This window comes from Paenibacillus wynnii (assembly GCF_030812855.1).
GTDB lineage: Bacteria > Bacillota > Bacilli > Paenibacillales > Paenibacillaceae > Paenibacillus_AQ > Paenibacillus_AQ wynnii_A.
The window spans coordinates 65096-89716 of the sequence record NZ_JAUSTK010000020.1; the positions used below are offsets into that span (position 1 = coordinate 65096).

At 43.3% G+C, this 24621-nt stretch carries 25 protein-coding genes and 1 pseudogene; 10 read left to right on the plus strand and 16 right to left on the minus strand.

The window, feature by feature from the left end; genetic code table 11:
- Positions 1–9: 9 nt before the first annotated feature.
- From nuoF to J2T20_RS25805, 6 genes and pseudogenes are all read right to left on the minus strand, one after another.
- Positions 10–1887, minus strand: a complete 1878-nt coding sequence (gene nuoF / locus J2T20_RS17725; RefSeq protein ID WP_307590605.1) for an NADH-quinone oxidoreductase subunit NuoF — start codon at positions 1885–1887, stop codon at positions 10–12.
- Positions 1888–1929: 42 nt separating this feature from the next.
- Entirely contained in the window at positions 1930–2430 is a 501-nt protein-coding gene (gene nuoE, locus J2T20_RS17730; protein WP_307590607.1) for an NADH-quinone oxidoreductase subunit NuoE, read from the minus strand.
- A 251-nt stretch (positions 2431–2681) separates the two neighbouring features.
- Entirely contained in the window at positions 2682–4973 is a 2292-nt protein-coding gene (locus J2T20_RS17735; RefSeq protein WP_307590609.1) for a thiamine pyrophosphate-dependent enzyme, read from the minus strand.
- Between the two features lie 22 nt (positions 4974–4995).
- Entirely contained in the window at positions 4996–5988 is a 993-nt protein-coding gene (locus J2T20_RS17740; RefSeq protein ID WP_307590611.1) for a 2-oxoacid:acceptor oxidoreductase family protein, read from the minus strand.
- A gap of 125 nt (positions 5989–6113) precedes the next feature.
- Positions 6114–7181 carry a [FeFe] hydrogenase H-cluster radical SAM maturase HydE gene (hydE, locus tag J2T20_RS17745; RefSeq protein ID WP_307590613.1) on the minus strand — a complete coding sequence of 356 codons (1068 nt, stop codon included), beginning with the start codon at positions 7179–7181 and terminating at the stop codon, positions 6114–6116.
- A gap of 241 nt (positions 7182–7422) precedes the next feature.
- A pseudogene (locus tag J2T20_RS25805) lies at positions 7423–7581 on the minus strand (arsenate reductase/protein-tyrosine-phosphatase family protein); the annotation flags it as partial.
- A 140-nt stretch (positions 7582–7721) separates the two neighbouring features.
- Between J2T20_RS25805 and J2T20_RS17750 the strand changes: the two are divergent.
- On the plus strand, positions 7722–8252 hold the full coding sequence (locus J2T20_RS17750; protein ID WP_307590615.1) for an NUDIX domain-containing protein: 531 nt from the start codon (positions 7722–7724) through the stop codon (positions 8250–8252).
- A gap of 59 nt (positions 8253–8311) precedes the next feature.
- Here the strand turns inward: J2T20_RS17750 and J2T20_RS17755 are convergent, their stop codons facing one another.
- Together J2T20_RS17755 and J2T20_RS17760 are read right to left on the minus strand one after the other, a co-directional pair.
- On the minus strand, positions 8312–8731 hold the full coding sequence (locus tag J2T20_RS17755) for a universal stress protein (protein ID WP_307590617.1): 420 nt from the start codon (positions 8729–8731) through the stop codon (positions 8312–8314).
- Between the two features lie 21 nt (positions 8732–8752).
- Entirely contained in the window at positions 8753–10291 is a 1539-nt protein-coding gene (locus J2T20_RS17760) for a SulP family inorganic anion transporter (RefSeq protein ID WP_373457822.1), read from the minus strand.
- Positions 10292–10378: 87 nt separating this feature from the next.
- Here J2T20_RS17760 and J2T20_RS17765 point away from each other — a divergent pair, with 87 nt between their 5' ends.
- Both J2T20_RS17765 and J2T20_RS17770 read left to right on the plus strand, forming a co-directional pair.
- On the plus strand, positions 10379–10921 hold the full coding sequence (locus J2T20_RS17765) for a recombinase family protein (RefSeq protein WP_307590619.1): 543 nt from the start codon (positions 10379–10381) through the stop codon (positions 10919–10921).
- A gap of 98 nt (positions 10922–11019) precedes the next feature.
- Positions 11020–11604, plus strand: coding sequence for an AAA family ATPase (locus tag J2T20_RS17770; RefSeq protein WP_307590620.1), 585 nt, complete (start codon positions 11020–11022; stop codon positions 11602–11604).
- A 74-nt stretch (positions 11605–11678) separates the two neighbouring features.
- Here J2T20_RS17770 and J2T20_RS17775 read toward each other — a convergent pair whose 3' ends face one another.
- Together J2T20_RS17775 and J2T20_RS17780 are read right to left on the minus strand one after the other, a co-directional pair.
- Entirely contained in the window at positions 11679–12206 is a 528-nt protein-coding gene (locus J2T20_RS17775) for a hemerythrin domain-containing protein (RefSeq protein WP_307590623.1), read from the minus strand.
- Positions 12203–12493 carry a hypothetical protein gene (locus J2T20_RS17780; RefSeq protein WP_307590625.1) on the minus strand — a complete coding sequence of 97 codons (291 nt, stop codon included), beginning with the start codon at positions 12491–12493 and terminating at the stop codon, positions 12203–12205. The genes J2T20_RS17775 and J2T20_RS17780 overlap by 4 nt, the downstream gene beginning before the upstream one ends.
- A 291-nt stretch (positions 12494–12784) precedes the next feature.
- Between J2T20_RS17780 and J2T20_RS17785 the strand changes: the two genes are divergently transcribed.
- The gene (locus J2T20_RS17785) at positions 12785–13420 is read left to right on the plus strand and encodes an FMN-dependent NADH-azoreductase (protein ID WP_307590627.1); all 636 of its coding nucleotides are present in this window, start codon (positions 12785–12787) and stop codon (positions 13418–13420) included.
- A gap of 71 nt (positions 13421–13491) precedes the next feature.
- Here J2T20_RS17785 and J2T20_RS17790 read toward each other — a convergent pair whose 3' ends face one another.
- Positions 13492–13797 (minus strand): rhodanese-like domain-containing protein, encoded by a 306-nt coding sequence (locus J2T20_RS17790; protein ID WP_307590629.1) that lies wholly within the window; start codon positions 13795–13797, stop codon positions 13492–13494.
- A gap of 106 nt (positions 13798–13903) precedes the next feature.
- On the opposite strand from J2T20_RS17790, the gene J2T20_RS17795 reads away from it, so the two are divergent.
- Both J2T20_RS17795 and J2T20_RS17800 read left to right on the plus strand, forming a co-directional pair.
- Positions 13904–14188, plus strand: a complete 285-nt coding sequence (locus J2T20_RS17795; protein WP_307590631.1) for an ArsR/SmtB family transcription factor — start codon at positions 13904–13906, stop codon at positions 14186–14188.
- Between the two features lie 6 nt (positions 14189–14194).
- Complete coding sequence (locus J2T20_RS17800; protein ID WP_307590633.1) at positions 14195–16654, plus strand: FAD-dependent oxidoreductase; 2460 nt, start codon at positions 14195–14197, stop codon at positions 16652–16654.
- 647 nt (positions 16655–17301) lie between these two features.
- Here the strand turns inward: J2T20_RS17800 and J2T20_RS17805 are convergent.
- Both J2T20_RS17805 and J2T20_RS17810 read right to left on the minus strand, forming a co-directional pair.
- Positions 17302–17763: a GNAT family N-acetyltransferase gene (locus J2T20_RS17805; RefSeq protein WP_307590652.1), complete on the minus strand. Its 462-nt coding sequence runs from the start codon at positions 17761–17763 to the stop codon at positions 17302–17304.
- Between the two features lie 193 nt (positions 17764–17956).
- On the minus strand, positions 17957–18823 hold the full coding sequence (locus tag J2T20_RS17810) for an SDR family NAD(P)-dependent oxidoreductase (RefSeq protein ID WP_307590634.1): 867 nt from the start codon (positions 18821–18823) through the stop codon (positions 17957–17959).
- A gap of 196 nt (positions 18824–19019) precedes the next feature.
- On the opposite strand from J2T20_RS17810, the gene J2T20_RS17815 reads away from it, so the two are divergent.
- Both J2T20_RS17815 and J2T20_RS17820 read left to right on the plus strand, forming a co-directional pair.
- The gene (locus J2T20_RS17815) at positions 19020–19616 is read left to right on the plus strand and encodes a TetR family transcriptional regulator (RefSeq protein WP_307590636.1); all 597 of its coding nucleotides are present in this window, start codon (positions 19020–19022) and stop codon (positions 19614–19616) included.
- Positions 19617–19897: 281 nt separating this feature from the next.
- Positions 19898–20518 (plus strand): YitT family protein, encoded by a 621-nt coding sequence (locus J2T20_RS17820; RefSeq protein WP_373457824.1) that lies wholly within the window; start codon positions 19898–19900, stop codon positions 20516–20518.
- Between the two features lie 14 nt (positions 20519–20532).
- On the opposite strand, the gene J2T20_RS17825 is transcribed toward J2T20_RS17820, so the two are convergent.
- Positions 20533–21807: an MFS transporter gene (locus tag J2T20_RS17825; protein ID WP_307590639.1), complete on the minus strand. Its 1275-nt coding sequence runs from the start codon at positions 21805–21807 to the stop codon at positions 20533–20535.
- A gap of 156 nt (positions 21808–21963) precedes the next feature.
- Between J2T20_RS17825 and J2T20_RS17830 the strand changes: the two genes are divergently transcribed.
- On the plus strand, positions 21964–22347 hold the full coding sequence (locus J2T20_RS17830; protein WP_307590641.1) for a hypothetical protein: 384 nt from the start codon (positions 21964–21966) through the stop codon (positions 22345–22347).
- A 321-nt stretch (positions 22348–22668) separates the two neighbouring features.
- Here the strand turns inward: J2T20_RS17830 and J2T20_RS17835 are convergent, their stop codons facing one another.
- Positions 22669–23445: an anti-sigma factor gene (locus tag J2T20_RS17835; RefSeq protein ID WP_307590643.1), complete on the minus strand. Its 777-nt coding sequence runs from the start codon at positions 23443–23445 to the stop codon at positions 22669–22671.
- Entirely contained in the window at positions 23442–24008 is a 567-nt protein-coding gene (locus J2T20_RS17840) for an RNA polymerase sigma factor (protein WP_307590645.1), read from the minus strand. The genes J2T20_RS17835 and J2T20_RS17840 overlap by 4 nt, the downstream gene beginning before the upstream one ends.
- Before the next feature lie 80 nt (positions 24009–24088).
- Here J2T20_RS17840 and J2T20_RS25925 point away from each other — a divergent pair, with 80 nt between their 5' ends.
- Positions 24089–24445: a hypothetical protein gene (locus J2T20_RS25925; RefSeq protein ID WP_307590647.1), complete on the plus strand. Its 357-nt coding sequence runs from the start codon at positions 24089–24091 to the stop codon at positions 24443–24445.
- The last annotated feature ends 176 nt before the right edge of the window (positions 24446–24621 follow it).

Below are 24621 nucleotides of genomic sequence, written 5' to 3' on the forward strand. Positions count from 1 at the left end.
CTCCTATCGTCAGACTATCACTACGGCTTTGAACTTACATACATCGAAGCATACGCCACACTTGATGCAGGCAACCGTGTCAATTACATACGGTTCCTTCAGCTCGCCGGTAATTGCATCGCTAGGGCATTTCCGGGCACAGAGGCTGCAACCGCGGCATAGATCCGCATCGATTTCGTATGAAATCAGGGATTTACAAACGCCAGCCTTACACTTTTTATCAACAATATGAGACATGTACTCTTGACGGAAATATTTAATAGTGGATAATACCGGGTTGGGAGCGGTTTGGCCTAACGCACATAGGGATGCATTCTTGATCTGAAAAGAGAGGTTCTCCAGTTTCTCAAGATCATCAATCGTCCCTTTGCCTTCCGTAATCTTATCCAGCATCTCAAGCAGACGTTTGGTACCGATGCGGCATGGCGTACATTTTCCGCAGGATTCGTCCTTTGTGAAATCCAGATAGAAACGGGCAACGTCAACCATACAGGTATCTTCGTCCATGATGATCATTCCGCCGGAGCCCATCATTGAACCCAGACTGGTCAGTGTATCGAAATCGATGGTACAGTCCAGATGCTCCTCTGTCAGGCAGCCGCCGGAAGGTCCGCCGGTTTGAACAGCCTTGAATTTTTTGCCGTCCGGAATGCCGCCGCCGATCTCAAAAATAACCTCGCGAAGCGTAATGCCCATGGGAACTTCGACAAGTCCGGTATTCACGACTTTACCGCCAAGCGCAAATACTTTCGTACCTTTGGATTTCTCGGTGCCGATACTTGCATACCACTGCGCACCATTAAGAATAATTTGCGCGACATTCGCCAATGTTTCAACATTGTTAATGATGGTTGGTTGACCCCAGAGGCCTTCAACGGCCGGGAAAGGAGGTTTGGGTGTCGGCATCCCGCGGTGGCCTTCAATAGAATGCATTAAGGCCGTTTCTTCTCCGCAGACAAATGCTCCAGCGCCAAGACGCACATCAATGTTGAATTTAAAGCCGGTTCCAAGAACATTATCACCCAGCAATCCATACTCACGGGCTTGATCAAGCGCTTTCACAAAGCGTTGGACTGCGATTGGATATTCTGCACGAAGGTAGATGAAGCCTTGGTTCGAACCGATAGCATAACCGGCGATGGCCATTGCCTCAATTACTGAGTGAGGGTTCCCTTCCAGAATGGAGCGATCCATGAATGCTCCGGGATCTCCTTCGTCAGCATTACAAATGACATACTTCTGATCTTTTTCCTGCTTGCTTGCGAATTCCCACTTCAGACCTGTATTAAATCCACCCCCGCCGCGTCCCCGAAGACCGGATTGCTTCATGGTATCGATGACTTCCTGGCGGCTCATGGTCATGAGTACCTTGCCGAGGGCTTTGTAACCATCACTCGCAATGTATTCATCTATCACTTCCGGGTCTATGACCCCACAGTTGTGCAGAGCGATCCGTACTTGTTTTTTGTAAAAATCGGTTTCCTCAAAATTCAGGATTTCTCCGCCTTGCTTGGTCTTCTCGTAAATCTTTTTCTCGTATGGCTTACCATTAAGTAAGTGCTGCTCGACCAGGTTAGGAATATCCTTAACTTCCACACAGCTGTAGAAAATACCCTCCGGGTATACGATGACGACTGGACCGAGCTCACAAAGGCCGAAACAGCCTGTGCGTACTACTTCCACTTTGTCTTGAATACCGTGATTGAGAACTTCCTTTTCCAAAGCGGCGATGATTTTATTGGAGTCCGAGGATGTGCAGCCCGTACCGCCACACACCATCACTGATCTGAACTGGATGGAACCCGTAGGTTCTCCGGTAATTTTCCGGTTATCCAGGCGACCCTGTGTGAGGGCTCTGATTGCATCAAGATCCGTTAAAAGCTTCATGCCAATACCTCCCGTTTAAAATGCGCGTGAAGCGCAGGATCATCATTTGTATTCATTTAGAATTTTCGGTACGGCATTTGGAATCAGGCGTCCGTGTACTTTTTCGCCGATGGTCATGACCGGGGCAAGACCGCATGCACCCAGACAACGGGTTGCTTCAAGCGTGAACTTGTTGTCCTCTGTGGTTCCCTGTACAGGCACTTTTAGCTCCGTACTCAGACGGTCAAGCACCGCTTGCGCTCCCTTGATGTAACAGGCAGTACCCATGCACACATGGATAACATTCTCTCCTTTAGGTGTAAAAGAAAAGAAATGATAAAACGATGCCACACCGTATATTTCACTTAAGGGCAGGTTAAGCTCCGTGGCAACAACCTTGAGAACTTGCTCCGGCAGATAGCCGTAAATATCCTGTACCTCATGGAGCACAGGGATCAAAGCACCTTTGATCATTTTGAACTGCTCGATCGCTAACTGTACCTTTGCAAGCTTCGCGTCAGCCTCGGCTATTTCTTCACTGCTGCAGGTTTGTTGCTGTTCCATTCACAATGCTCCCTTCACTTGTGGTAAAAAAAATTACGCTTCCTAACGAACTAACCACTTATATTTTGGTTCATACAGAATATAATTAATTGAGAATGATTTTCATTTACTCATAAGGACTAGATTGTCTGAGGTGAATGTTTGGAATTCCAGCCGCTGTTGTCTACAGATTTCTTGAATCATACCGCTGTTCGCGGTTGAAATCCGTAGACAAAGGCGAATCTAGCGTTCCTACAGTTCCAAACTGGAACCTAGAGCAATGAGTTTTCATGTCTGAGCTTTAAACGGCTCCAACGGCGCTCGATTTCGGTTTCGAAGTTCTGCAGCAGCTCTTCATCCTTTAGAAGATGTTTGGTTTTACCCATTCCCTTCAGCCATTCAACTGCCGCGATGCGCTTACCCTTCAACTCTGGATTGTACGTGATGTTCGTGATTCCTTGTTCAATTTCATAAAGCGGGAAGAAGCAGGAATCCACAGCGGCTTTCACCAGGTCATAACCTTTATTATCAGGTGTCTTCCAGTTAAGAGGACACGCGCAGAGAATCTTACCGTAGGCAGTACCCACGTTGTTGGCGTACCACTGTGCTTTAGCTGCTTTTTGCAGCAGATCCTGAGGGTTGGATTCAGCGCCTGTAAATACGTAAGGGATGTTGCAAGCTGCCAAAATTTGCGCCGTATCCTTGTGATGTCCCTTTTTACCCTTTTGGGTTTTACCGACACCGGAGGTGCTGGTCATATGACCCATTGGAGTGGAATAGGAGAGTTGGGAGCCCGTATTCATATACCCCTCATTATCGTACTCGAGGATAATCATTTTATGGTTTCGAAGCGCCGCACCAACGGTTGCCCCCATCCCGATATCCATCCCCCCGTCACCGGAGACCATTACGAAGGTAACATCATCGGAAACCTGGACTTCGCCGCGGCGTTTCAATTCATAGAAAGCATCAACCATACCGGCTAATGTAGCTGCGCCGTTCTGGAACAAGTTGTGTACAAAGGTTTGTTTATGGGATGAGTACGGATAGCTTGCAGTTACAACATACGCACAGCCCGTTTGGAACAGGACGACCATGTCGCCTTCAATACCCTTGAAGAACAGCTCCAGCGCGGATAGTGCACCACATCCAGGGCAAGCGCCATGTCCGGGAGCCAACCGATGCGGCTTTACAGCTAATTGACTTAGGGGCGGAAGCTTAACCTTTAGCAGCCCGGTATCTTCGTTCTGGGTAACTTGAATCAGACCGGTCTTGAAAGCATCGCCATGCATTGGTTCGAGTACGGGAACAAGCGCGTCCTTCTCTTCGCCGGGGTAGTAGCCATAATAGTCAAAAGGTTGATCTGCATAGCCTTTTGCAGCAGCATCAATCGCCAGTTGGAAGAAGGCTTCTGCATCGTCAGCATAGAAGTCTTTGCCGCCCAAGCCAAAAATACGAGAAAGGATGATTGTTTTATTCTCTGGGTCTACTTGCAGAGCGGAACGGATTTCGTGAGTCAGGTTGCCGCCCTGAGCTCCATAAGAATCAGCGCGTTCACCTACTAACAGTGCCTTTACATTCTTAAGTGCTTTCCGCAACTGCTCTGTTGGGAAAGGACGGATAATGTTCGGACGAACCAAGCCCGCTTTGATGCCCTTGGCACGAAGAGCGTCAACGGTATCCTTAGCAGATTCACCTGCCGAGTTGAGCAGGAATACAGCTACTTCTGCATCGTCCATCCGGTACAAATCGAGAATTGGATATTCGCGTCCGGATAAGAGAGCATATTCCCGAGAGACTTCCTCATACACCTCACCCGCTTTCTCCAAGGCTTCGGACAGCTGATAGTGGTTATTCAGCAAGTCATCGCCGCCCATATGCGCTCCGATGGTTACCGGGCGGGAAGGATCTGACACATTGGGATAGTTATGGTTTGGATTTGGACCTACAAAGTCCTGAACTACCTGATTGTCTTTGAAGTATTGCACTTTGCGTTTTTGGTGGGATGTGAAGAAGCCATCATAAGCAACCATAACAGGCAGCCGAACTTCAGAGTGCTCAGCAATCTTTAGTGCCATGATGTTCATATCATATACGGCCTGCGGTGTGCTGGCAGTCAGGATGACCCAGCCCACATTAAGACCGTAATACAAGTCAGAGTGATCCCCCCGAATATCAAGCGGTCCGCTGACTGCCCGGGTAACGAGGTTGAGTACCATCGGAAACCGTGTTCCAGATTGGGTTGGAAGCTGCTCTAGCATGTACAGAAATCCTTGAGAGCTGGTGGCGTTTACAACGCGTGCACCGGCCATTGCCGCACCGTAGCAAATTCCGGCAGAACCGTGTTCACCGTCTGCTGCGATCAGTTGAATATCATGTAACCCCTTCGCTTTCATTTGATCCAGGTATTGTGCAACTTCCGTGGAAGGTGTAATCGGGAAATACCCCATGATATGGTAATTGATTTGAGCAGCAGCTGTAGCCGCCATTTCATTACCGGATTCGAAGTGAGTTACTTGCTCAGCGGGTACAACCTCTGTCAATTTATTTTCAATTACAGGCATTTTTCGTATCCTCCTCTTCGATTTATTTAAATACTTGGGGAACGCGGTTCTGTTCGGCAAAGCCAACTTCTTCCCGGAGACTGGTCAGGGCCTCTGTTGGGCACACGTCAATGCACTTTAGACAGCCTTTACAGTATTGATAATCGATACCGAGCAGGATTTGCTGCTGCCGTCCACGCTTGTCTTCAACAGATTCCCACACAAAGCAATAGTCAGGGCAAACATTGTCGCAAGCTGCGCAGCTAACGCACAGATCCGCATCAAGAACCGGCAGTAACCCGGCACGCGATCCGCTCAGATCCTTCAAAATGCTGTTGCCATGAGCTGTAATAACGCCACCTAGAACTTGAGTTTTATAGCCAAGCAGCGATTGAGGACGTTTGAAGGCCTTTGCTTCCGTACCTGCCGGCACCTCATACGTTTTAAATTTCACTTCATTGTAGCCACGATCGAAGGTGCGGATGTTCGGCTCTACCAAGTGCGGGTATTTATTCTCAAAAGTTCTACGGATTACCGTTCGCATCGCTTCCGGGTCCAGAAAATCACAAATACGGAACATGGCACCCAGCATCGAGGTGTTTACTTTGGTTTTCTCTTCAACGGCAATACCCATGGCATCTACTAAAGCAATCGTGCCGTATTCAAGCTTGAGACTTTCACGTACTTCATCGAAGTCACGGGTAGTGTTAACTAGTACAACCCCATCCGGTTGCAAGCCGCTGACTACATTAACATTCTTATACAGTGCTTCGTGAAAAACAGCCACTAAATGAGGCTCTTCGATGGGACTGTGGTCTCGAATTTCAACCTCTGGATCGCAGAAGCGAACAAAGGTTTTGATCGGTGTACCTTTCTTCTCAGAGCCATAAGATGAGAAGTTGGCCGCGTTGAAACCCAGTTCGATAGCACCTGTCTCTGCGAGCATTTTTCCTGCGAGGTTGGCGCCGAGTCCGCCGATCGATTCAAGTCGAATTTCATAAAAACCGAGTGCATTCTTCTTCGGTAAAGTAGACATCTATTTTCCTCCTTTGAATGAATGAAGCTTTAAATCCCCCTTCACCAATCTTCCGATCTGTCTAAAACAATATATGTTTTAAACAACACTATGTGAAAACATTCACTTACTTTATTAAAAGATTATCACAGCAATAGTTCTTTCTCTGGTGTGCTTATGAAGTTGCAGTTATCACCGCGACTGAGTTCAATCTGATATCCAGAGGCTATGATTCTCATTTCAATACAATTCCTGCAATGTGAAGCTTGGTCTCCCGTACAAATCTTGTTCTCATACAGTTCATATTTCTCGCGAAATTTCAGAGGGGAAAGATTAGGCATGACAACATTAGCTCCTGCTGAAAGCGCCTGCTCCCGACCTGTTGGGTCAAGTGTGCCCATAGCTGTAGTCGCGGGCATTAGAGCATCCGGTACAAACAATCTCGCCATGGCAATCATCACTAGCGTGTCCTCAATGGTTCCACCAGCAGCCTCTTTAAGGGGCGTTGCGCTATGCGGTATAAATGGACCAATTCCGATCATAGCCGGATGGAACTCTTTCAGAAAAAGCAGATCTTCTGCTAGATGCTCGTGGGTTTGCTTCGGAAGTCCAACCATAAAACCGGCTCCCACCTGATAGCCAATTTCCTTGAGGATACGCAGGCAGTTCATACGGTTATCGAACGACATCCCGGGATGTAAGGATTCATACAGGGAACGCGAAGCTGTCTCATGCCGAAGCAAGTATCTGTCCGTTCCTGCAGCATATAGTGCGCGATAAAAGGCTTCGCTGCGTTCTCCCATAGACAAGGTAATTGCGGCATCGGGAAAACGAGCCTTCAAATTCTTGACTATGCTGACCATCAACTCTTCCGTATAGCGAAAATCTTCTCCGCTTTGCAAGACAAATGAACGATACCCGAGCGTATATCCCTCTGCAGCACATTCAAGGATCTCTTCCTCAGTCAGTCGATAACGATCCACATCTGGATTGGATCTGCGCAAGCCACAATACATGCAATCCTGTTTACAGAAGTTTGAAAATTCAATCAGGCCACGCAGGTAAACGCTTTCATCATAGTGCTTCTTTCGAGTTACTGCCGCCAAATGAAACATTTTTTTTTTGAGATCAGGAGTTAGATGTTGGAGGAAGTAAACAATTTCATCTTTGGTTAATCCATTCTGCTCATATAGTTTATTGAGCAATATTTCCATAATATGATTTCCTCCTCCCCATGCGGCAGTGCAAGTTAAGTAACCCATTTTCCTCAAAAAGCTAACACATAAATGAATTACTATAGACTATGCTGATCAGTAGGTTTACATTCCCGTATAATATGCGGATTAGTGTCTTTTCTGAGTAATATCGAATAAAAAAACAAATAGAGCCATTCAGATCGCTCCAGAATAGCTCTATGACCCTCCGTTATTTTTTTTGGCTATTCGGGAACCTCTAAATGATATCTGACCAACCAATATGGCCTTCGGTAACTTTAATTCTTGCTCCTTCTTCAGTTCCTGCCGAGCGTACTTCATAACCGTTGTATCAATCAAAAATTTTCTCAGCTGTTAAACTACGCCATTTATTGCGACTACATATGAAGAGTACTTTAATATCTTATCACCTGTTCCTTTTAGATGTCTCAGTTATATTGTTCCTAAAGTTGTTCTGACCTAGTATAATGTCCTCTTATATAGAAACTTTCTTTTCCATTAATTATTCTACTCCACTACCCAGTAAAGGAAGCCCATTCAATGAAACTTATTCAAAAAATGATTCATCACGATGTTAAAAGTCTAGAAGGAAATATATTCGAGCGCAAAGCAGCTAGGGGCGTTGTTATGAGAGATACACAAATCCTCCTGCTGTATACTAAAAGATATAATGACTACAGCTTTCCGGGCGGCGGAATAGAGCTGGGCGAGGATTTACTCAGCGGACTTCGTAGAGAAATGGCCGAGGAAACGGGGGCCAGCCGTGTGGAAGTAATCAGCGAACTCGGATACATTGAGGAATATAGACCTCATTATAAGCCTGAATACGATCTGATTCATATGCTGTCCTACTATTTTATATGTTCTATAGACGATCAGCTAGGTCAAGCCCAACTGGAGGATTATGAAATCAGTAACGGAATGTCCGCAGTATGGATTGATATTCATGAAGCCATTCGTCATAACCGTCAGGTTATTACCAGTCAGGAAGCATCGATGGGATTCTCCGTTGAACGTGAAACCATTGTGCTGGAGATGATTGTTACGGAATTGCTGAATCATTCGGCCTAGATAAAAAATCCAACCCTATTAAAGGTTGGATTTTTCTTTCGTATTCAGTCTAATAATAGCTACTTTACGATCAGCACCGGACAATGTACTCTCTTCACTACCTTATGGCTCACACTTCCCAACACCATCTCCTGCAGTGAGTTAAGCCCTCGGCTTCCGATGATCACTAGCTCGACCTTCTCTTTGTTAGCATAGTCAATGATCGTGGGTCCTGGTTCACCGTGGAGAATCTTAATCTTGTAGGATACGTTTCCCTGCTTAAGGATTTGTTCAATGGGAGCCAGTTTTTCACGTCTTTTCAGTTCCAGTTCTTCTTTGCCTTGAGCATGTAAAATTTCAATTTTTGCTTTGGAGAAATCCGCAACACTGATGACTTCAAATTTACAATTAGGTGATGAAGAACCTATTTTAATGGCCTCTTTGGTGGCGCGCACCGAATTCTCAGATCCATCAACGGCTAACAAGATACGATTATACATATCATTCACTCCTGAAATAGATTAATGTGCACTTATTGTGGCATTTACATCATTATATACTGCTAATTTATCTACAATTTTTTTACTTGAAGAGTTTAACCCTTTAATCTTAACAAGGTTATTGTTTTCTCGGTATTTGAGTACAACTTTATCGATCGCTCCTACAGCAGAATCATCCCATATATGTGAACTGGAGAAATCAATAACAATGTCTTTGTCACTTACTGAGAAATCAAATGCATCTACGAAGCCTTCTACGGAAGCAAAAAACAACTGGCCTTCCACTTCAAATAGGGTTCTATTATTCTCAAGACGCTGATGAACCTCAATATTTGAGATTTTGGATACAAAGAAGATCGCACTGAGGATTACACCTGCTATAACACCTTTGGACAAATCGTGGGTGGCGACCACAATAATTACAGTAACCAGCATCACGGCTGCATCCGCCTTCGGGGCTCTCATTATATATGTGAATGAAGACCAATCGAATGTGCCAATGGAGACCATGATCATAATGCCTACCAGGACAGGCATCGGAATTTGTACGACTAGATCACCAAGCACAAGTAGGAGGAACATCAGGAACGAACCTGCAACCAGTGTAGATAATCGGCCTCGTCCACCTGATTTCACATTGATTACAGACTGCCCTATCATAGCACAGCCGGCCATTCCGCCAAAAAATCCGTTAATGATATTGGCAATCCCTTGCCCTCTGGCTTCCCGATTCTTGTTGCTTTCGGTACCTGTCATATCATCCACAATAGTTGCGGTAAGCAAGGATTCCAGCAGCCCCACAATAGCTAGTGCTATAGAAAAGGGGAAAATAATCTGCAGAGTCTCCATGTTAAAGGGAACATCTGGGATTAAAAATGACGGCAATGTCTGTGTAATATTGCCCAGATCTCCAACAGTGCTAAGATCAAGACCAGAATAGATTACCACGCTTGTTAATACAACAATCGCTATCAACGGTGCGGGTATTGCTTTGAAAAACAAAGGTATTACATACACAATAAGTAAAGTGATCGCTACAAAAATATAAGTCATTGTAGATATTCCCCAGAAATGTGGTACTTGGGCCATAAATATCAAGATCGCCAAAGAATTCACAAAGCCGATCATAACAGCTCTAGGGATGAACTTCATCAACTTAGCAATCTTCAAAACACCAAATAAGGCTTGAATAACACCTGTCAAGATTGTAGCTGCTAGTAAATAATTTAATCCATGCTCTTTAACCAAAGGTACCATTACCAGTGCCATCGCACCCGTAGCTGCGGATATCATACCTGGACGCCCGCCTACAAAAGCTATAATGACAGCAATACAAAAGGATGCATACAATCCCACCATGGGATCGACTCCAGCAATAATGGAAAAAGCTATGGCCTCTGGAATAAGCGCTAAGGCAACAACTATACCCGCAAGAACATCTCCCTTCACATTAAAAAACCACTCTTTTCTTAATCTTTCAATCAATTGGTCTCCCACCTCTTTTTCCGGTACAATAACATATATCGTCAGAACCGTATTTTCTAAAATCAAGTCTATCATCTAACCTCCCTAAATGGAACCTTTTTGGTTCTTTTTAATTTATGGTATGATTAACTGCGAAAAAATGTAAAGTTAGGGGCGCATGTTATGCTTATTGGTTATATGAGACCTTATCAGGATGATCCGAACTACAAAAATCAAATCAATCAGCTTTCTAAAGTCCCGTGTGACACCCTTATCGCTGAAGATCATTCCTCCGCAAAACGAAGAGTCAAGCTGGAGAAAATGATGACCACGCTAAAGCCAGGAGATAAAATTGTTATCACTAAGCTTTTTGCAATAGCCGATTCGACACGCCATCTTGTTGAACTTCTGGATATATTGAACAGCCAACATGCTTATATTCATTCCATATCCGAAGGAATCGATACAAGTAATTCAGATGGTTACTCATTCAGTGACATCGTGAAATATCTGGTGGATTTTCAAAGCGACGTTACCAGTGAGAATACGAAAAGAGGACTGTCCGAAGCCAAGGAAAAAGGACACATCCCCGGACGCCCACGAAAAGCAGATGAGAATGTGAAACGGGCAATCATTATGTATCAAAGTAAAGAATTCAGTCTAGCTGAAATTAAAGAAGAAACCGGAATCAGTAAGTCTACTCTGTACCGTTACTTAGAGAATTAAGAATCCCTAACAGCCCCCGACTAGTCATCTGGTTAAGGGCTTTTCATACTGAAGCAATGAAATCATAAGTTGAAATTATTATCTAAGGAGAGTCATTCATGAGCAAACTCGTATTTTTCCTGGGATCGGCCGGTGCAGGTAAAACCACTCTGGCTAAAGCGGTGGCTTCCCGTCGCAAAGCGGCTTTCTTCGATATGGATATTCTGTTGCGCCCCGCCGCAGACGTTATTATGACGATGCACGGATTGGACATTACGGACAGAGACTCTGTAGAATATAAAAAGCTTTGCCGTGATCTAGGCTACAGAATCACAATGGATGCTGCGCTGGACAATATCGGTCTAGATACGGATGTATTCGTGGTCGGACCTTTCACTAAGGAAGCCTCCAACACCGGTTGGATTGAGAGTGAGCTATCTCGAATTGGACGTTCCTTGTTGGATGTCGAGGTTAAGGTCGTCCTAGTGGAACTGGCGAATGAGGAACTGTATCACCACCGGATTCAGGGAAGACAATCGGCTTTGGATGATTGGAAAATAACCCATTGGGACAAATTTCGCACTTCACTCGGGAGTCGTAACGTTCAATGGCCGATACCTTCTTCAAATGTGGCTTATATTGATAATTCGAATCCGGATATAGAAGCAACGATTTTATTAGTGGATCACTTTATTTACGCATAACCCCTTGAAGTTGATAAAAAAGGTTCACAACAAATAGACTTCCAACAAATTAATTGGGAGCCTATTTGTTTTACTCAAGTAATGAGAGAGTTCAATTTTTCGGATAATTTTTTATGATCAGCTTCAGTTATTTGTGTTTCCGCCATCTCAAAAAGCACGTTTTCCTCTTTCATAAAATGTACAGTCAGAACTTCAAAAGCCTCCCCGGCGTCTTTGACTGCCGCTTGGATCTCTCCCAGCGAAAGAAGAACTGTATTTCCCTCTGTGTAATGGAGAAAGTGACCGATATATCCATCAATTTCACGATGTTCCTCTTGAATACCGACAATCGGCCCTTGTTCTAAACCGATGTAGTTTCCTAGTACCGGGAAAAAATACCTGTCCTCTTTGTCAGTATGGTTCTTTAACGGCTTCATAAAGTTCGTGATCTGATTTCTCAGCTTTTCAAGCTGTCTACGACCTTCTTCCAGACTCATTTTTTCTCTTTCAAACAGGAGGACGATTGCATGCCATTCTTCCATTAGATAAGTTAAGTAACGATGTTCATTTTCTAGAATCCGTATGGCGGGTTTAGTAAACCTCAGTTCTGATTTATTCATCATAAACCTTCCATGAACAAGACGCGTTCTTCTTCCCCGCTATGAATAGAGTTGACTACCAATAGTGCATGGAATTGCTGAAGCACTTCGGGTGTTAGCCCTGCTTCATCGATTGCTTTCTTTATATTTTTAACAATAATTCTTACCCAATACTCAATTAATTGGTATGCTTCCTGTCGAGCCTCTTCGAATGCCTTTTCTCTCAGAAGTTCTTCCATTTTCTCTGTTATCTCAACAGCACCGGATAGCCCTCCGTGATGAATGGCATGATGAGCGTGCAACTGGCGCAAAGATGGTCCTGCTACTTAGACTTCATCCTCTCTACACTGCTTTTTTTTCAGTATAGCACAAGGAATCTGTAGTTTTTCCCCACTAAGGACTTTCCTGACTGCGAATGAGGGAAGTCCCTATATTTAAACTATAGGCATGCGAATGTATAACACTAATTTAGGGAATATTGTATGTAGTTTTAGTCACCTCACAACAAAATAACAATATGTAAGTGAATTTATATTTGATATTTACTTTATATTGGTTATAATAAGGTGAAACTATTTCAAATTAGAAGGGAAGATTCTATAATGTCTACTGTACTTTATATCACGGCTCACCCGCATGATCACCATACCTCGTTTAGCCTCGCGGTAGGTAAAGAGTTTGTTGATGCATACCGTAACGCCAACCCATCCGATGAGGTTATTCATCTAAATTTGTACAACTTGGATATTCCCTCTATTGATGCCGATGTATTTAGCGGTTGGGGTAAACTGCAATCAGGAAGCGGTTTTGACCAGCTGTCTGATGTGGAACAAGCAAAGGTTGTACGCTTAGGTGAAATCGTGGATCAGTTCGTGGCTGCGGATAAATATGTTTTTGTTTCTCCAATGTGGAACTTCTCCTTCCCTCCTGTTATGAAAGCATATATTGATGCTGTTTCTGTAGTAGGTAAATCCTTTAAATACACAGAAACAGGTCCAGTTGGCCTGTTAACGGATAAAAAAGGTTTACATATCCAAGCTAGCGGTGGAATTTACTCCGAAGGTCCAGCGGCTTCATTTGAAAGCGGCTTTAGCTATCTGAAGAAAATTTCACAATTCTTCGGTTTTTCGTCTTTTGAAGGAATATTTGTAGAAGGTATGGCTGCTGCACCGGATCAAGCACAGACTATTAAAGAGAACGCAATTGTTAAAGCCAAAGAAGTAGCTGCTCAGTTCTAAATTTAATCAGTTCTATAATTAAGAAATTATAAAAGGCTGGGAGCATTTGCTTCCAGCCTTTTACCTTTCAATCATTCATTGGTCCATGCACTTAGTCCACCTGTCATGTTCACTACATGGAATCCCCTCTCACTAAGCAACTCACAAGCCAAACCACTTCGACTTCCGCTTCTGCACATTACTATAATTTCGCGCTGAGGATCGAGTTCATGCTGCCGTTCAATTAACTGTCCAAGTGGAATATGTTTGGCATTGGGAAGATGTCCTTCAGCCCATTCTACAGGCTCACGTACGTCCAAGAGTATCAAACTTTCTCCTTTTTTCAGACGACTTGCAACTTTTTGCGGACTCATTTCTTGCGGAATCTTAAATGCCATAATTTATTTCCTCCCTGAGATGATTTGATAAAAAGTAGTTGCTTTCTAAATCATTATATCATAATATTACGATATATAGATTTTGTAAAGCGAGGTGAACTTCTTCATGGACAACAATTTCAAAGTCTATACCCAAACCTCTGATACCTTAAAAGCTCTGGCTCATCCCGTTAGATTATGCATCCTGAAAGGTCTGCTTGAGAAAGGCAGCTGCAACGTAAGCTTCATGCAGGAATGCCTCAACCTTCCTCAATCAACGGTTTCACAGCATCTCCAGAAGCTTAGATCTTTAGGCATTGTTGTAACTGAACGAAATGGCCTTGAAGTTAATTATTCGGTTAAAGATGCAAGAATTAAACAGCTTATTCAATTATTTTTAGGGGAGGAATAAATGATTATGAGTAAAAAAGTGTTGATTGTCGGTGGAGTTGCAGGAGGTGCTTCGGCAGCAGCTCGTTTACGGAGATTAGATGAAGATGCACATATTATAATGTTTGAACGAGATCCTTATATTTCGTTTGCCAACTGTGGACTTCCTTATTATATCGGTGGTTCAATACAGGACCGTTCTAAGTTGCTTGTTCAGACCCCAGAAGCTATGCATAATCGCTTTAACATTGACGTACGGACTCAAAGTGAGGTCGTTTCCATTGATCCGGTGAACAAAAAGGTACACGTAAGCAGCAAGGAAAATGGCTTCTATGAGGAAAGCTATGATGCAATCATTTTGTCTCCAGGTGCCAGACCTATTCGCCCGTCTTTACCCGGTATAGAAAGCACAAAAATTCACACACTTCGCAATATACCGGATACCGATAGAATTAAAGCAAAAGTCACAGAGGAAGGTACACGATCAGCAATAGTTATTGGTGGTGGATTTATCGGGGTTGAAATGGCAGAGAACCTCAGAGAAGCTGGACTGGAAGTGACGTTGATCGAAGCCGGTTCGCATATATTGGCTCCCTTCGACTCTGAAATGTCTTCAGTACTGGCTAAGGAGCTTGAGGAACATGGGGTAAACCTAATCTTCTCCGATATGGTTCAAGGGTTCTCGGAAATCGGAGAGCAAATTGCTGTGAGGTTAGCGAGTGGTACTGTTCTTCAAAGTGAAATGGTGCTGCTGGCCATTGGAGTTTCTCCTGATACCTCATTCCTGAAAGACAGCGGCTTGGAGTTGGGTCCCCGCGGCCATATTCTGGTCAATGAACGAATGGAGACGAACCTGGAAAATGTGTTTGCCGTAGGTGATGCAGTCGAAGTAGTTGATTTCGTCAACGGGAGCAAAACCGCCATTCCTCTAGCAGGTCCAGCCAACAAACAAGGTCGGATTGCCGCTGATAATGTCTGCGGACTTAGCACTACTTATAAGGGATCTCAAGGCACATCGATCATAAAAGTGTTTGGCCTAACGGGTGCTGCTACTGGTAACAATGAAAAAACTCTTCAACGACTTGGCATCCCTTATCATGTGGTCAATATTCATCCTAATTCCCATGCATCCTATTATCCTGGTGCAACTCCATTATCCATGAAGCTGATCTTTGATAAGCAAGGCTTAGTGCTGGGAGCTCAAGCCGTTGGTTATGATGGAGTGGACAAACGGATTGATGATATTGCCACCGTTATCAGATTTAGAGGCACAGTTACGGATTTGACAGAATTGGAACTTTCATACGCCCCTCCCTATTCATCCGCGAAGGACCCAGTGAATATGGCAGGATATACAGCCGAAAATATTCTAGCAGGCTTAACAGAGGTATTTGTACCGGCTGAGTTAGCGAAGCGCGACTTGAACAACACGATTTTGGTAGATGTACGCTCGGAACTGGAGCATGCCAACGGTCATATTGAAGGCTCTATTAACATTCCTGTGGACGATTTACGCGAGCGTCTGGCAGAGCTTGATCCAAGCAAGGAGATTTGGGTTTACTGCCAAGTGGGCTTGAGAGGTTATACCGCATCCCGTATTCTTATGCAAAAAGGGTTGCACGTGAAGAATCTGACCGGAGGTTACAAAACCTATCTAATGAGTGTACCTACACCTAAAATAGAGAGTCCGGCTCCAAACCTTTCAGTAGCTGATCCAAAAAAGGAAATTGCAGCAACTGCCGAATTAACCCCCGATTCTGTTCTTGATGCCTGTGGATTGTGCTGTCCAGGACCCTTAATTCAAGTAAGACAGAGTATGGACCCCTTGCAAGATGGACAGATACTGAAGGTCACTGCCTCCGATCCTGGTTTCTATGAAGACATTAAGGCGTGGGTGCGGATGTCCGGGAATGGACTAATGAAATTGACGAAGTTGCCTAATGGTATGATCGAAGCCTATTTGTGCAAAGGGGTCTCAGAAGAAAACCCTTCCGTACCCTCACAGCAAACACAAGGTCATAACGGTAGCACCATGGTTGTCTTCAGTGGAGATTTAGATAAGGCCATTGCTTCCTTCATTATTGCTAATGGAGCTGCATCCAGCGGCAAAAAAGTGACCATGTTCTTTACCTTCTGGGGACTGAATATTATCCGTAAGCCAGAGAAAATGCGTGTGAATAAGAATTTCATGGGTAAAATGTTCGGTATGATGATGCCACGAGGCAGCCGGAGACTGAAGCTGTCTAATATGCACATGATGGGCATGGGTTCACAGATGATCCGATCTCTTATGAAAAGTAAGAATGTACTTTCTTTGGAGGAGTTGATTCAATCCGCTATTGACCAAGGCGTTGAGATTGTTGCTTGCCAGATGTCTATGGACCTTATGGGCATTACCCATGAAGAGTTAATAGACGGTGTTGGTCTTGGTGGCGTGGGCTATTATCTCGGTCAAGCTGATCAATCGGGTCATAATTTGTTTATCTAATAATTTAATTACAAACAAAGAAATCGCCCTTTAGTAAAGGTGCGATTTCTTTGTACAATCCATATACAACTATTATCTATAGATTTAACTTAAGATTTTTAGAGTAAGGGATTAGTCGCACTGTGGTGAATGTTTGGACTCGGACGCTATTCTCTACAGATTTCTTTGAAAGATACCGCTTTTCGCTGTACAAATCCGTAGACAGCCAATGCTCTCGAAGAAAGCTTTCCTACAGAAAGCCTTCGGGCGGTCGCTCTCGCTCCTCCAGTTTTAAAATTTCCCAACGTCACTCCTTCCCTCAAGATATACGAACACGCGTGGATATCTGCTCAAGATGAATGCGTAAGCTTACGGACCCAAAGGACGCTATTTACACCATTCAGTTGAATTCCTCATCCATACGGACACAGAAAGCACTATTGGTGTATCAGAAGCCTGAATGGATCTCTTTTCGACTAAATAGCTGCATCTGTGTCCGCATAAATTACTTACAGAGCCATTTATAGACAATAAGGGATCTGTAGTCCGCATAGAGTTCTTCACCCGATCTACCCTTATAAGTATTTACTTTAGCGGCTGGAAGTTCAAATTTTCACGTTAGAGACGCCTGAGCCTTAAGTTAATATCTTAAGTTCGTCTTAGATAAATTAGACAAATTTCTCAAATATAAATTCATCGTTTCTTTCCCCGACCTTGCTATACCCGCATTTAGCGTAGAAATGATGGTTTTTGGTACTCCACTGCGGGGTATCAAGCCACCACTTCGAAACGTTCTGGAACTCGCTCTCTATGGCCTGAATGGCTAGAGTTCCAATTCCTTTGTCCTGAAATTTAGGATCAATAAAAATTCTACCCAAGCAATGAGCTTGTTGCTGGTCTGCAAATATAATGGCTCCACCCACAATGTCATTATTCCATAAGATTTTAAAATAGTGCCCATGTTGCATAATATCTTTCTGCCATTCTTCTGAATCATAACCTGGAGGACCTCCACCCTCCTCACTGTTATCGAAGCGCTGAGATTCGTCATCAAAGCTTGCTTTCTGAATTTCCGCCAGATACTTTGCATCTTCTTGAAGCGCCTTCTCTAAAGTCAACAATATAAACACCATCCCATCTAGGTATGTGAAAATATGAACTTTTTTCTTAGTTGATTATATCTCATTTATGGATTTTAATTCCATGATAACATTTTGTTGGTGCAACATCTGACCTGATAGATAGAGAGACTTCAAGTTTTCCAAAGGTGAAAACGCCTTACATTATTGAACAAGCTGTTCAAAATGGGGATATTGTTAATATTCACGGCATTGAGGGTGAACCTACATCGAATTCCCTTTTATATATCGAGCTTACTTTCTCCAGAACCTTACTTCCCAGATTAATGAATTTCAGATCACTCACTTCCCCTTTAATAAGGAAAACACCTGATAACTCTCTGTTTTTACCGAAAGCTGCTTCATATAAAAGCGTGGCCCCTTTGCTAGGAGGCGGAAAAGCCAACTTCATAATCGGTTTCATATAAAATGGTAAACCTGATTTCTTATTTTTTCTTAAGGTATTATTGCCCCCGGGGTCTGCACTGCGAATCTTGAGTCCCTCGGATGCAAGCAATGGTGCGATCTCCAGAGTCCACAAGGACAGTGCTAACTTAGAAGCTGCATAAGGTCCGAAGAGCTTCTTGAACTCCGTTGGATGCTCCAGAGTATCGGGATCAAATTGTTTGAGGAATTTAAAAGCATTGGTCGAAGTATTAATAATCGTTTTCAATGTACCTCTATGCAAAAGCTCCTTAAGTTCTTCAACTATAATGTAAGGTACAACCGTCTGTAATTCGAAGTGGCTCTCTCTACCCTGCTTAGAAAATCTTAGATCAGGGAAGCTACCCCCCGCATTATTAAAGAGCACATCTATCTTGTCTTCCTCTGCTTTGATTTGATTCAAGGCTGCTCTCAAGCTTGAAAAATCCGTGAGTTCCGCTTTATATATCCGAAGCTGCTTGATATTTAGAGCTTGGTTTATTTGCATGTCATCTTCAGGGAACCCTGAGCGGACCAAGGCGATGACCTGCCAGCCTTCGGATAACAGTCTGCGAGTCAGCTCTAAACCAATTCCGTTGTTAGCGCCTGTAAGAAGAGCTATCCGGTCTTGCTCTATTCTTTCACTCATAGTAATCCCTCCATCTTTAGGGTCTGAATCGTTTAAGGTTATAAAAGCAACACGCGTTGTTAAAGCGCCAACTGTCTAGTATACTAATATGCAGGACCCCTTGGGTCAACCATCAATGTCGGCGGTTTGTTGGTTTAACAACACTATTTCAAATCTGTTGGTTTCCTACTCATATACAAGGATTGAGGTGTAACGGATGATCATCAATGAAAATGATCCGCGAGTAAAACGTTCCAAACAATTAATTAAAGATGCCTTTACCAAACTTATGATGGAACGTGATTTCGAGTCGATTACCGTCAAAGACATCACGGAACTAGCCACTATTAATCGCGCCACCTTCTATGCACATTATGAAGATAAATATCAGCTGCTGGAGACGCTCTTCCTAGAGCTTTTTAATCAGACACTTGCCGAGAGGAATATTGAGCATAACCCCTTCAACTTAGAAACCCTCGAAAAATTAATTTTGGCATTATGCGATTATTTCAAACGTATCAAGATGGGATGTAAAAAAATAACTTCCTCTGTTATGTCCCTGATGGAAGAAAAAATCATCTGCCGTTTGACTACTTTAATCAAGGAACTTGTTAAGCACTCCACCGATAAGAAAAATGTCATCACAGAGGATATTGAGCTTTCTATTATTATGGTCAGTTGGTCCATTTATGGGGTCGCTCTGCATTGGAATAGTGATAAACGCACTTCGCAAGAATTGCTGGCCGCGAGTTCAGCTAAGCTAATCCAAAACGGTTATGGTGATGTGTTATTCTCAATCGGCACTTTTGCTTAAATAGCCAGCCAAGACCCGCCTGCACAGGCGGTTTTTTTGTTGATAGGACACTGGTCAGATGGGCAGTTACCTATTTGGGTATGATGGATACCTTATATCAAAAAAAGACACCCCACTTAAAAAGTTAGGAGTGTCTTTTTGTTTTTTTGAATTCGCATGATTTTATAGATGTCATTCTCTATGTTAACGAGCATACATTAATAAAAGGACTAGCGTACCATTACATTTCCACTTAGGGTGATATTGTGAAAGCCAACCAAAGCAGTAATAAGATATATTTCCTGCGGCGTTTATGCAAAAAAGGTTCTTTAATTACCACAGGGTCAGTCATCCAAGGATTTGGTATGGCCGTTTTTTTATTCCCACATTCCATTCCTTCCGGCGGAGCTGCCGGATTAGCGGTGCTGCTTAATTACTGGTTTCACTTGCCTATGAGCTTAGGTTTATGGCTAATGAACATTATGTTTTTACTCTTTACCGTCCAGTACCTTGGAAAGATTAGTGCTTTCGGCACGATTATGGTCATCACCGTTACATCTGTCTCTGTTAAAGTTTTGGATGTATATTTTGAGTCCCCTTTTCCAAATATTTGGTTCGACTTATTAGCAGGTTCCATACTATTGGGTACTGGCATCTCCATACTATTGAGTCAAAGGGTCTCCAACGGCGGTATTGGTTATGTGGCATTAGCCATTTATAAGTTTAAACGCATTAACCCAGGCAAAACGTTATTTTGGATGAACGGATTTATCTTTTTATTAGCAGCTTATGTCATTGATTGGAAGATCATTATTCTTGCCGTCATATGTCAGTGGGTGTCAACCAGAATTGTTACTTGGATCTACAAACCTCCCTTTGGAAGGGAAACCCCTGTTTACACTTTAGCTTGGCGTAAAAAATAGCATGGAGTATGTTATTATCTGCCGGGGGCCGTCTCTAATACTTGTATGGAACGTTTTCCCTTCTTTTCTTCTTTCCCTGAGGATTCTTCATCCTGATTATTGTTAACCCGTATCATCAGTAATGCTAGCACTCCAACGATGAAGGTAAATCCTGCGATGGACAAGAACATCCCTACTCTAGACCACTCCATAAGAAATCCGAATAGGGGAGGTCCGATCGCAACCCCCAAGAAACGAACAGAACCATATAGTGAAGTAACAAATCCCCGCCGTTCTTTACCTACTGCTCCTGTGATGAAGCTGTTGATACAAGGAAGGATAAACCCTGTTCCCAGACTGCTTAAGGCAAGAACGGTAATAAAAAGGGTTAGGTTGTTTATAAACGAAAGGGTTCCATAAGAAATAGTCATTAAGACAAACCCAATCACAATTAGCTTTTTCATAAGCTTTTGATTTTTACCTATTTTAGCACCGGTTATATACGATGTAGTACACATAACTAACAACGGTATGGCCAGCATTAGGCCTTTCATAACCCCTGTAATGTTATGGGTTTTTTCCAATATTTCCGATAAATAAAAAAGGATCCCAAACAAGGTAAACAGACAGGTCGCTCCCGCTAAATACGCTGTAAACAGCCATCTGCCCTGTTCTCTAAATGCACTCATTAATCCCGAAAAATACTTTTTTACACCAGGCGGTGCCTTCTCTTTCTCCTTCTCCTTGATAAAGAACCAAGTCAAACCTATGGAAATCAGAACAACTAAAGGAAAAGCGAAAAACGCTCCGTACCAGACAATTAATGCAATTAATGATCCTAAAATGGGTGAGATAACCTTACCAAAACCATTGGAGGCTTCTACAAGACCTAGCACCCTGCTCTCCTCTGCTCCTTTAAACAGGTCCCCCGCTAATGCCATGGCGATGGGGGCAGTTCCTGCTGCTCCAATGCCCTGCAAGGTTCGACCCACAAGGATCCATATATAGGCTTTAGAAAAAGAAGCCGCTGCAAACCCCGCGAGTAACCCCCCTAACCCATATAGGATTAACGCTGGAATAATCACGGCTTTACGGGAGAATCGGTCGGATAAATACCCTAGAATAGGTATAGAAAAAGCTGCAACTAATGAGAATATGGTTATCGTCATACTCACCTGCAGCGAAGAGAGATGAAGCTCCGATTTCATTTTAGGCAAAACTGGGATTAGCATTGAATTGCCCAGTGTCATAATCAATGGAATCGAGCCAATAGCCACGATGGTTTTACCCGATGTATGATGCTCAGCCATTGTTAAGGTAGCCTCCTTTGAGATTCACACCAATGTCCAAGTTAGAATGTCCCTTCACTGTTATACTTATACTTTGTTATAGATTGTCACTGATGGGGAATATTAAAATAAATAATCCATAAAAGACTACAGCATCTAAAGGAAAGGATAAATGATGTGAAGCTGTTCATTGAGTATATTTTGGAGGAAATTGAGCAGATCGGTATCCAGAATTCACTGCGTGTTTCTCTTTCTTCCAAAAAAAATGAAGATAATTACGTCCGTGGAGTTATGCAATTTTTTGACAACCAATTTGAGGTGCACCTTGTGATCGTATTTAGTTTTCCCGAAGAGAATCCAGGTCTAAACTACATCTTCTGGATTCTCAACAAAGAAGGAAACGATAATGTGATTGAGAAAGACGGCTCCAAAGAGAAAGCCATGGATCTTGTCAAAAATGCGGCTCTGAAAGAAATTAAGATCAACCTTTCAAAAGGGGCTGAAATCCGCAATCTTTTCAAAGAAATAGGACTATGTCTCCCACCTTCGGTTGTTATTTAATGAATAATTGAAGCTAAAGAACCACACTCCACTGCAGAAAGGGCGATTTACTGATGCCTCACGACAACACACCCGATGAAACTGACAATGATCCAAAAACAAAATACGAAGATATGAGTATTCATCCACACCCAAGCATGCTTCCAATACATGCAGACGGGGATGATCGAACATCTGTAGATGAAAACGCTCAAAAAAATAAGTAAACAAAAAAAGCGTCTTAGCCCGAAGTAGATATGGCTCAGACGCTTTTATTCTGAAAAATCGATTTACTTTCCGTCCAGAGTTTCTTCATCCTTACGGAGTTGGTCCTTTTACTTATTAAATCGAGCCAAACATCTTCTGCCCTCTCGGTTGATCCCCTTTGTCGTCAGGCTCGAGAGTAATGCCGATCTTATCGAAGTCCAAGGTATCCGACTGAATTGGCATTGCCAACACCCCGACCCCCTTGCTATCATCACTTACCCGGAAGGTGCCGGCGCTTCTGCGAACCCCATCTTTGATAAGCCATACTTGATAAGCCTGATTACCGTTCGTTTCGGAGGCGCCGTAGACATACAGAACGAACTGTTTGCTCTGCCCGTTGTCGACAACACAGGCAATTCCATAAGCTTCGTCCTCCAAGGGTGATTGAGCTTTAAGCATCATGACCTGCTTGATTTGGGTTGCAGATACGGACAAAGCTTCTTCGATGGGCAAGGGCCCCCTGCTTCGCTCCTGGTATAACCATACGTTCCAGAAGGTGCCGACAATGAAGAAAATAAGTATTATGGATACGGATGCAGTAAACATCCTACTCCTTCCGGTTCTAACTCGACGATTACTAGGGATTACATTTACATGTGGAACACCCAGATCCTTATCGGTTGCAAAAGCAGCATCCATGACCTGCTGCTTCAAATCCATTGGTGGTTCTTTAGGTTCCATATTGGCGTATAGCGCCCCCCATGTAAGTAGCAGTTCATTTCGTTCAGTTTGGCAGTCACTGCAGGTTAAGAGATGATGCTCGAAGGCAATCCGCTCTTCATCCGTACAGACACCGGACAGTACGTCCAGACACAAGTCACATTCAGATGTCGGTTTATTGTTCATCATCATCCTTCTCCTTCCACCAGCAGATGTCTGCGCAATATTTTCAAGGCCTGATGCAGCCTATTCTTCACTGTACCCAGGGGTTCTCCATAATGGGAAGCCAATTCCTTCAAGCTATACCCCTGCCAATAAAAATGCTCCAGCAGCTCGATCTGCTGCTTAGACAGAAAACAGTAAGCACTGCGAATTTGTTCTTTGAGCGATTCCCTTTCAGCTCTAATTTCAGGAGAAACACCATGGTCTGGAATGCTCTCCAGTTCCTCAGGAAGATAGGGCACCAACCCATCGGTATGTTTACGTTGCTTGCGCAGCATATCCGTTGATAGATTTCGAGTAATCGTGATTAGCCAGCTTGTAAAACGACCTTTATCGGGATTATAATCTGATTCCGTTGTCCACAGCCGAACAAAAACGGATTGAACGATGTCCCTAGCCGCCTGCTCTTCACGCATCGCTTTCCACGCAAAGGAGTATACCAACCCTACGTAGCGGTCGTATAAAACGGATAATGCTTCCTGCCGCTTTCGTTTCACGAGCAGCATCAATTCGTAATCCGATAGATTATGCATGTGGACGATGCCTCCAGGTCGACTTAGGATAGGAACCCATATTAATCATAATTGAAACAGACTAGTTTGGCGAGACCGGCATGGTAAAAGCAGGAGAACCAACTAACGGTTCCCCTGCCGATGAGAAAGCACTTATCTCTTTAGTCGGCCTTAACAATAATCGTACCCTTCATGCCCGGATGAGGAATACAGAAGTAACTAATTTCACCCTGCTTATCGAAGGTAAACGATTTGGATTCATCCTTTCCCATAAGCTCACTGTTAAAGGATTTATCGTCCGCTGTAGCGGAATGCCTAATCTCATCCCGATTCACAAATTTAACGGTATCTCCGATTTTAATCTCCAATTTAGCCGGCGAGAAGCCAACCTCCTATTTAATGGGTCTGTTATTTTAGGTAAACGTCAGAATAGACAAAGAGGTTTGAATTTTGATTAAAATTTTTTATTTCTCTTCTAGTTGTACTTTATGCAGCTATTTGCCTAACTTTCTGATTGAAAAGCCATTTAATTGTACTTATTGCACTAGACATGCATAGAACCTTACACGAAATCGAAAAACTAAAAAAGTAATAATTTTACAGTTGTGTTTTTTGGATAAAGTGAAAAAAATCA

Excerpts from the sequence above, each read along its gene's own strand:
- J2T20_RS17740 (WP_307590611.1), bottom strand. The coding sequence starts at position 5,988 with ATGTCTACTTTACCGAAGAAGAATGCACTCGGTTTTTATGAAATTCGA.
- J2T20_RS17800 (WP_307590633.1), top strand. The coding sequence starts at position 14,195 with ATGAGTAAAAAAGTGTTGATTGTCGGTGGAGTTGCAGGAGGTGCTTCG.
- nuoE (WP_307590607.1), bottom strand. The coding sequence starts at position 2,430 with ATGGAACAGCAACAAACCTGCAGCAGTGAAGAAATAGCCGAGGCTGAC.
- J2T20_RS17795 (WP_307590631.1), top strand. The coding sequence starts at position 13,904 with ATGGACAACAATTTCAAAGTCTATACCCAAACCTCTGATACCTTAAAA.
- J2T20_RS17750 (WP_307590615.1), top strand. The coding sequence starts at position 7,722 with ATGAAACTTATTCAAAAAATGATTCATCACGATGTTAAAAGTCTAGAA.
- J2T20_RS17775 (WP_307590623.1), bottom strand. The coding sequence starts at position 12,206 with ATGATGAATAAATCAGAACTGAGGTTTACTAAACCCGCCATACGGATT.
- J2T20_RS25925 (WP_307590647.1), top strand. The coding sequence starts at position 24,089 with ATGGTAAAAGCAGGAGAACCAACTAACGGTTCCCCTGCCGATGAGAAA.
- J2T20_RS17785 (WP_307590627.1), top strand. The coding sequence starts at position 12,785 with ATGTCTACTGTACTTTATATCACGGCTCACCCGCATGATCACCATACC.
- J2T20_RS17810 (WP_307590634.1), bottom strand. The coding sequence starts at position 18,823 with ATGAGTGAAAGAATAGAGCAAGACCGGATAGCTCTTCTTACAGGCGCT.
- J2T20_RS17755 (WP_307590617.1), bottom strand. The coding sequence starts at position 8,731 with ATGTATAATCGTATCTTGTTAGCCGTTGATGGATCTGAGAATTCGGTG.
- hydE (WP_307590613.1), bottom strand. The coding sequence starts at position 7,181 with ATGGAAATATTGCTCAATAAACTATATGAGCAGAATGGATTAACCAAA.
- J2T20_RS17770 (WP_307590620.1), top strand. The coding sequence starts at position 11,020 with ATGAGCAAACTCGTATTTTTCCTGGGATCGGCCGGTGCAGGTAAAACC.
- J2T20_RS17840 (WP_307590645.1), bottom strand. The coding sequence starts at position 24,008 with ATGCATAATCTATCGGATTACGAATTGATGCTGCTCGTGAAACGAAAG.
- J2T20_RS17790 (WP_307590629.1), bottom strand. The coding sequence starts at position 13,797 with ATGGCATTTAAGATTCCGCAAGAAATGAGTCCGCAAAAAGTTGCAAGT.
- nuoF (WP_307590605.1), bottom strand. The coding sequence starts at position 1,887 with ATGAAGCTTTTAACGGATCTTGATGCAATCAGAGCCCTCACACAGGGT.
- J2T20_RS17815 (WP_307590636.1), top strand. The coding sequence starts at position 19,020 with ATGATCATCAATGAAAATGATCCGCGAGTAAAACGTTCCAAACAATTA.
- J2T20_RS17735 (WP_307590609.1), bottom strand. The coding sequence starts at position 4,973 with ATGCCTGTAATTGAAAATAAATTGACAGAGGTTGTACCCGCTGAGCAA.
- J2T20_RS17825 (WP_307590639.1), bottom strand. The coding sequence starts at position 21,807 with ATGGCTGAGCATCATACATCGGGTAAAACCATCGTGGCTATTGGCTCG.
- J2T20_RS17760 (WP_373457822.1), bottom strand. The coding sequence starts at position 10,291 with ATGATAGACTTGATTTTAGAAAATACGGTTCTGACGATATATGTTATT.
- J2T20_RS17765 (WP_307590619.1), top strand. The coding sequence starts at position 10,379 with ATGCTTATTGGTTATATGAGACCTTATCAGGATGATCCGAACTACAAA.
- J2T20_RS17835 (WP_307590643.1), bottom strand. The coding sequence starts at position 23,445 with ATGATGATGAACAATAAACCGACATCTGAATGTGACTTGTGTCTGGAC.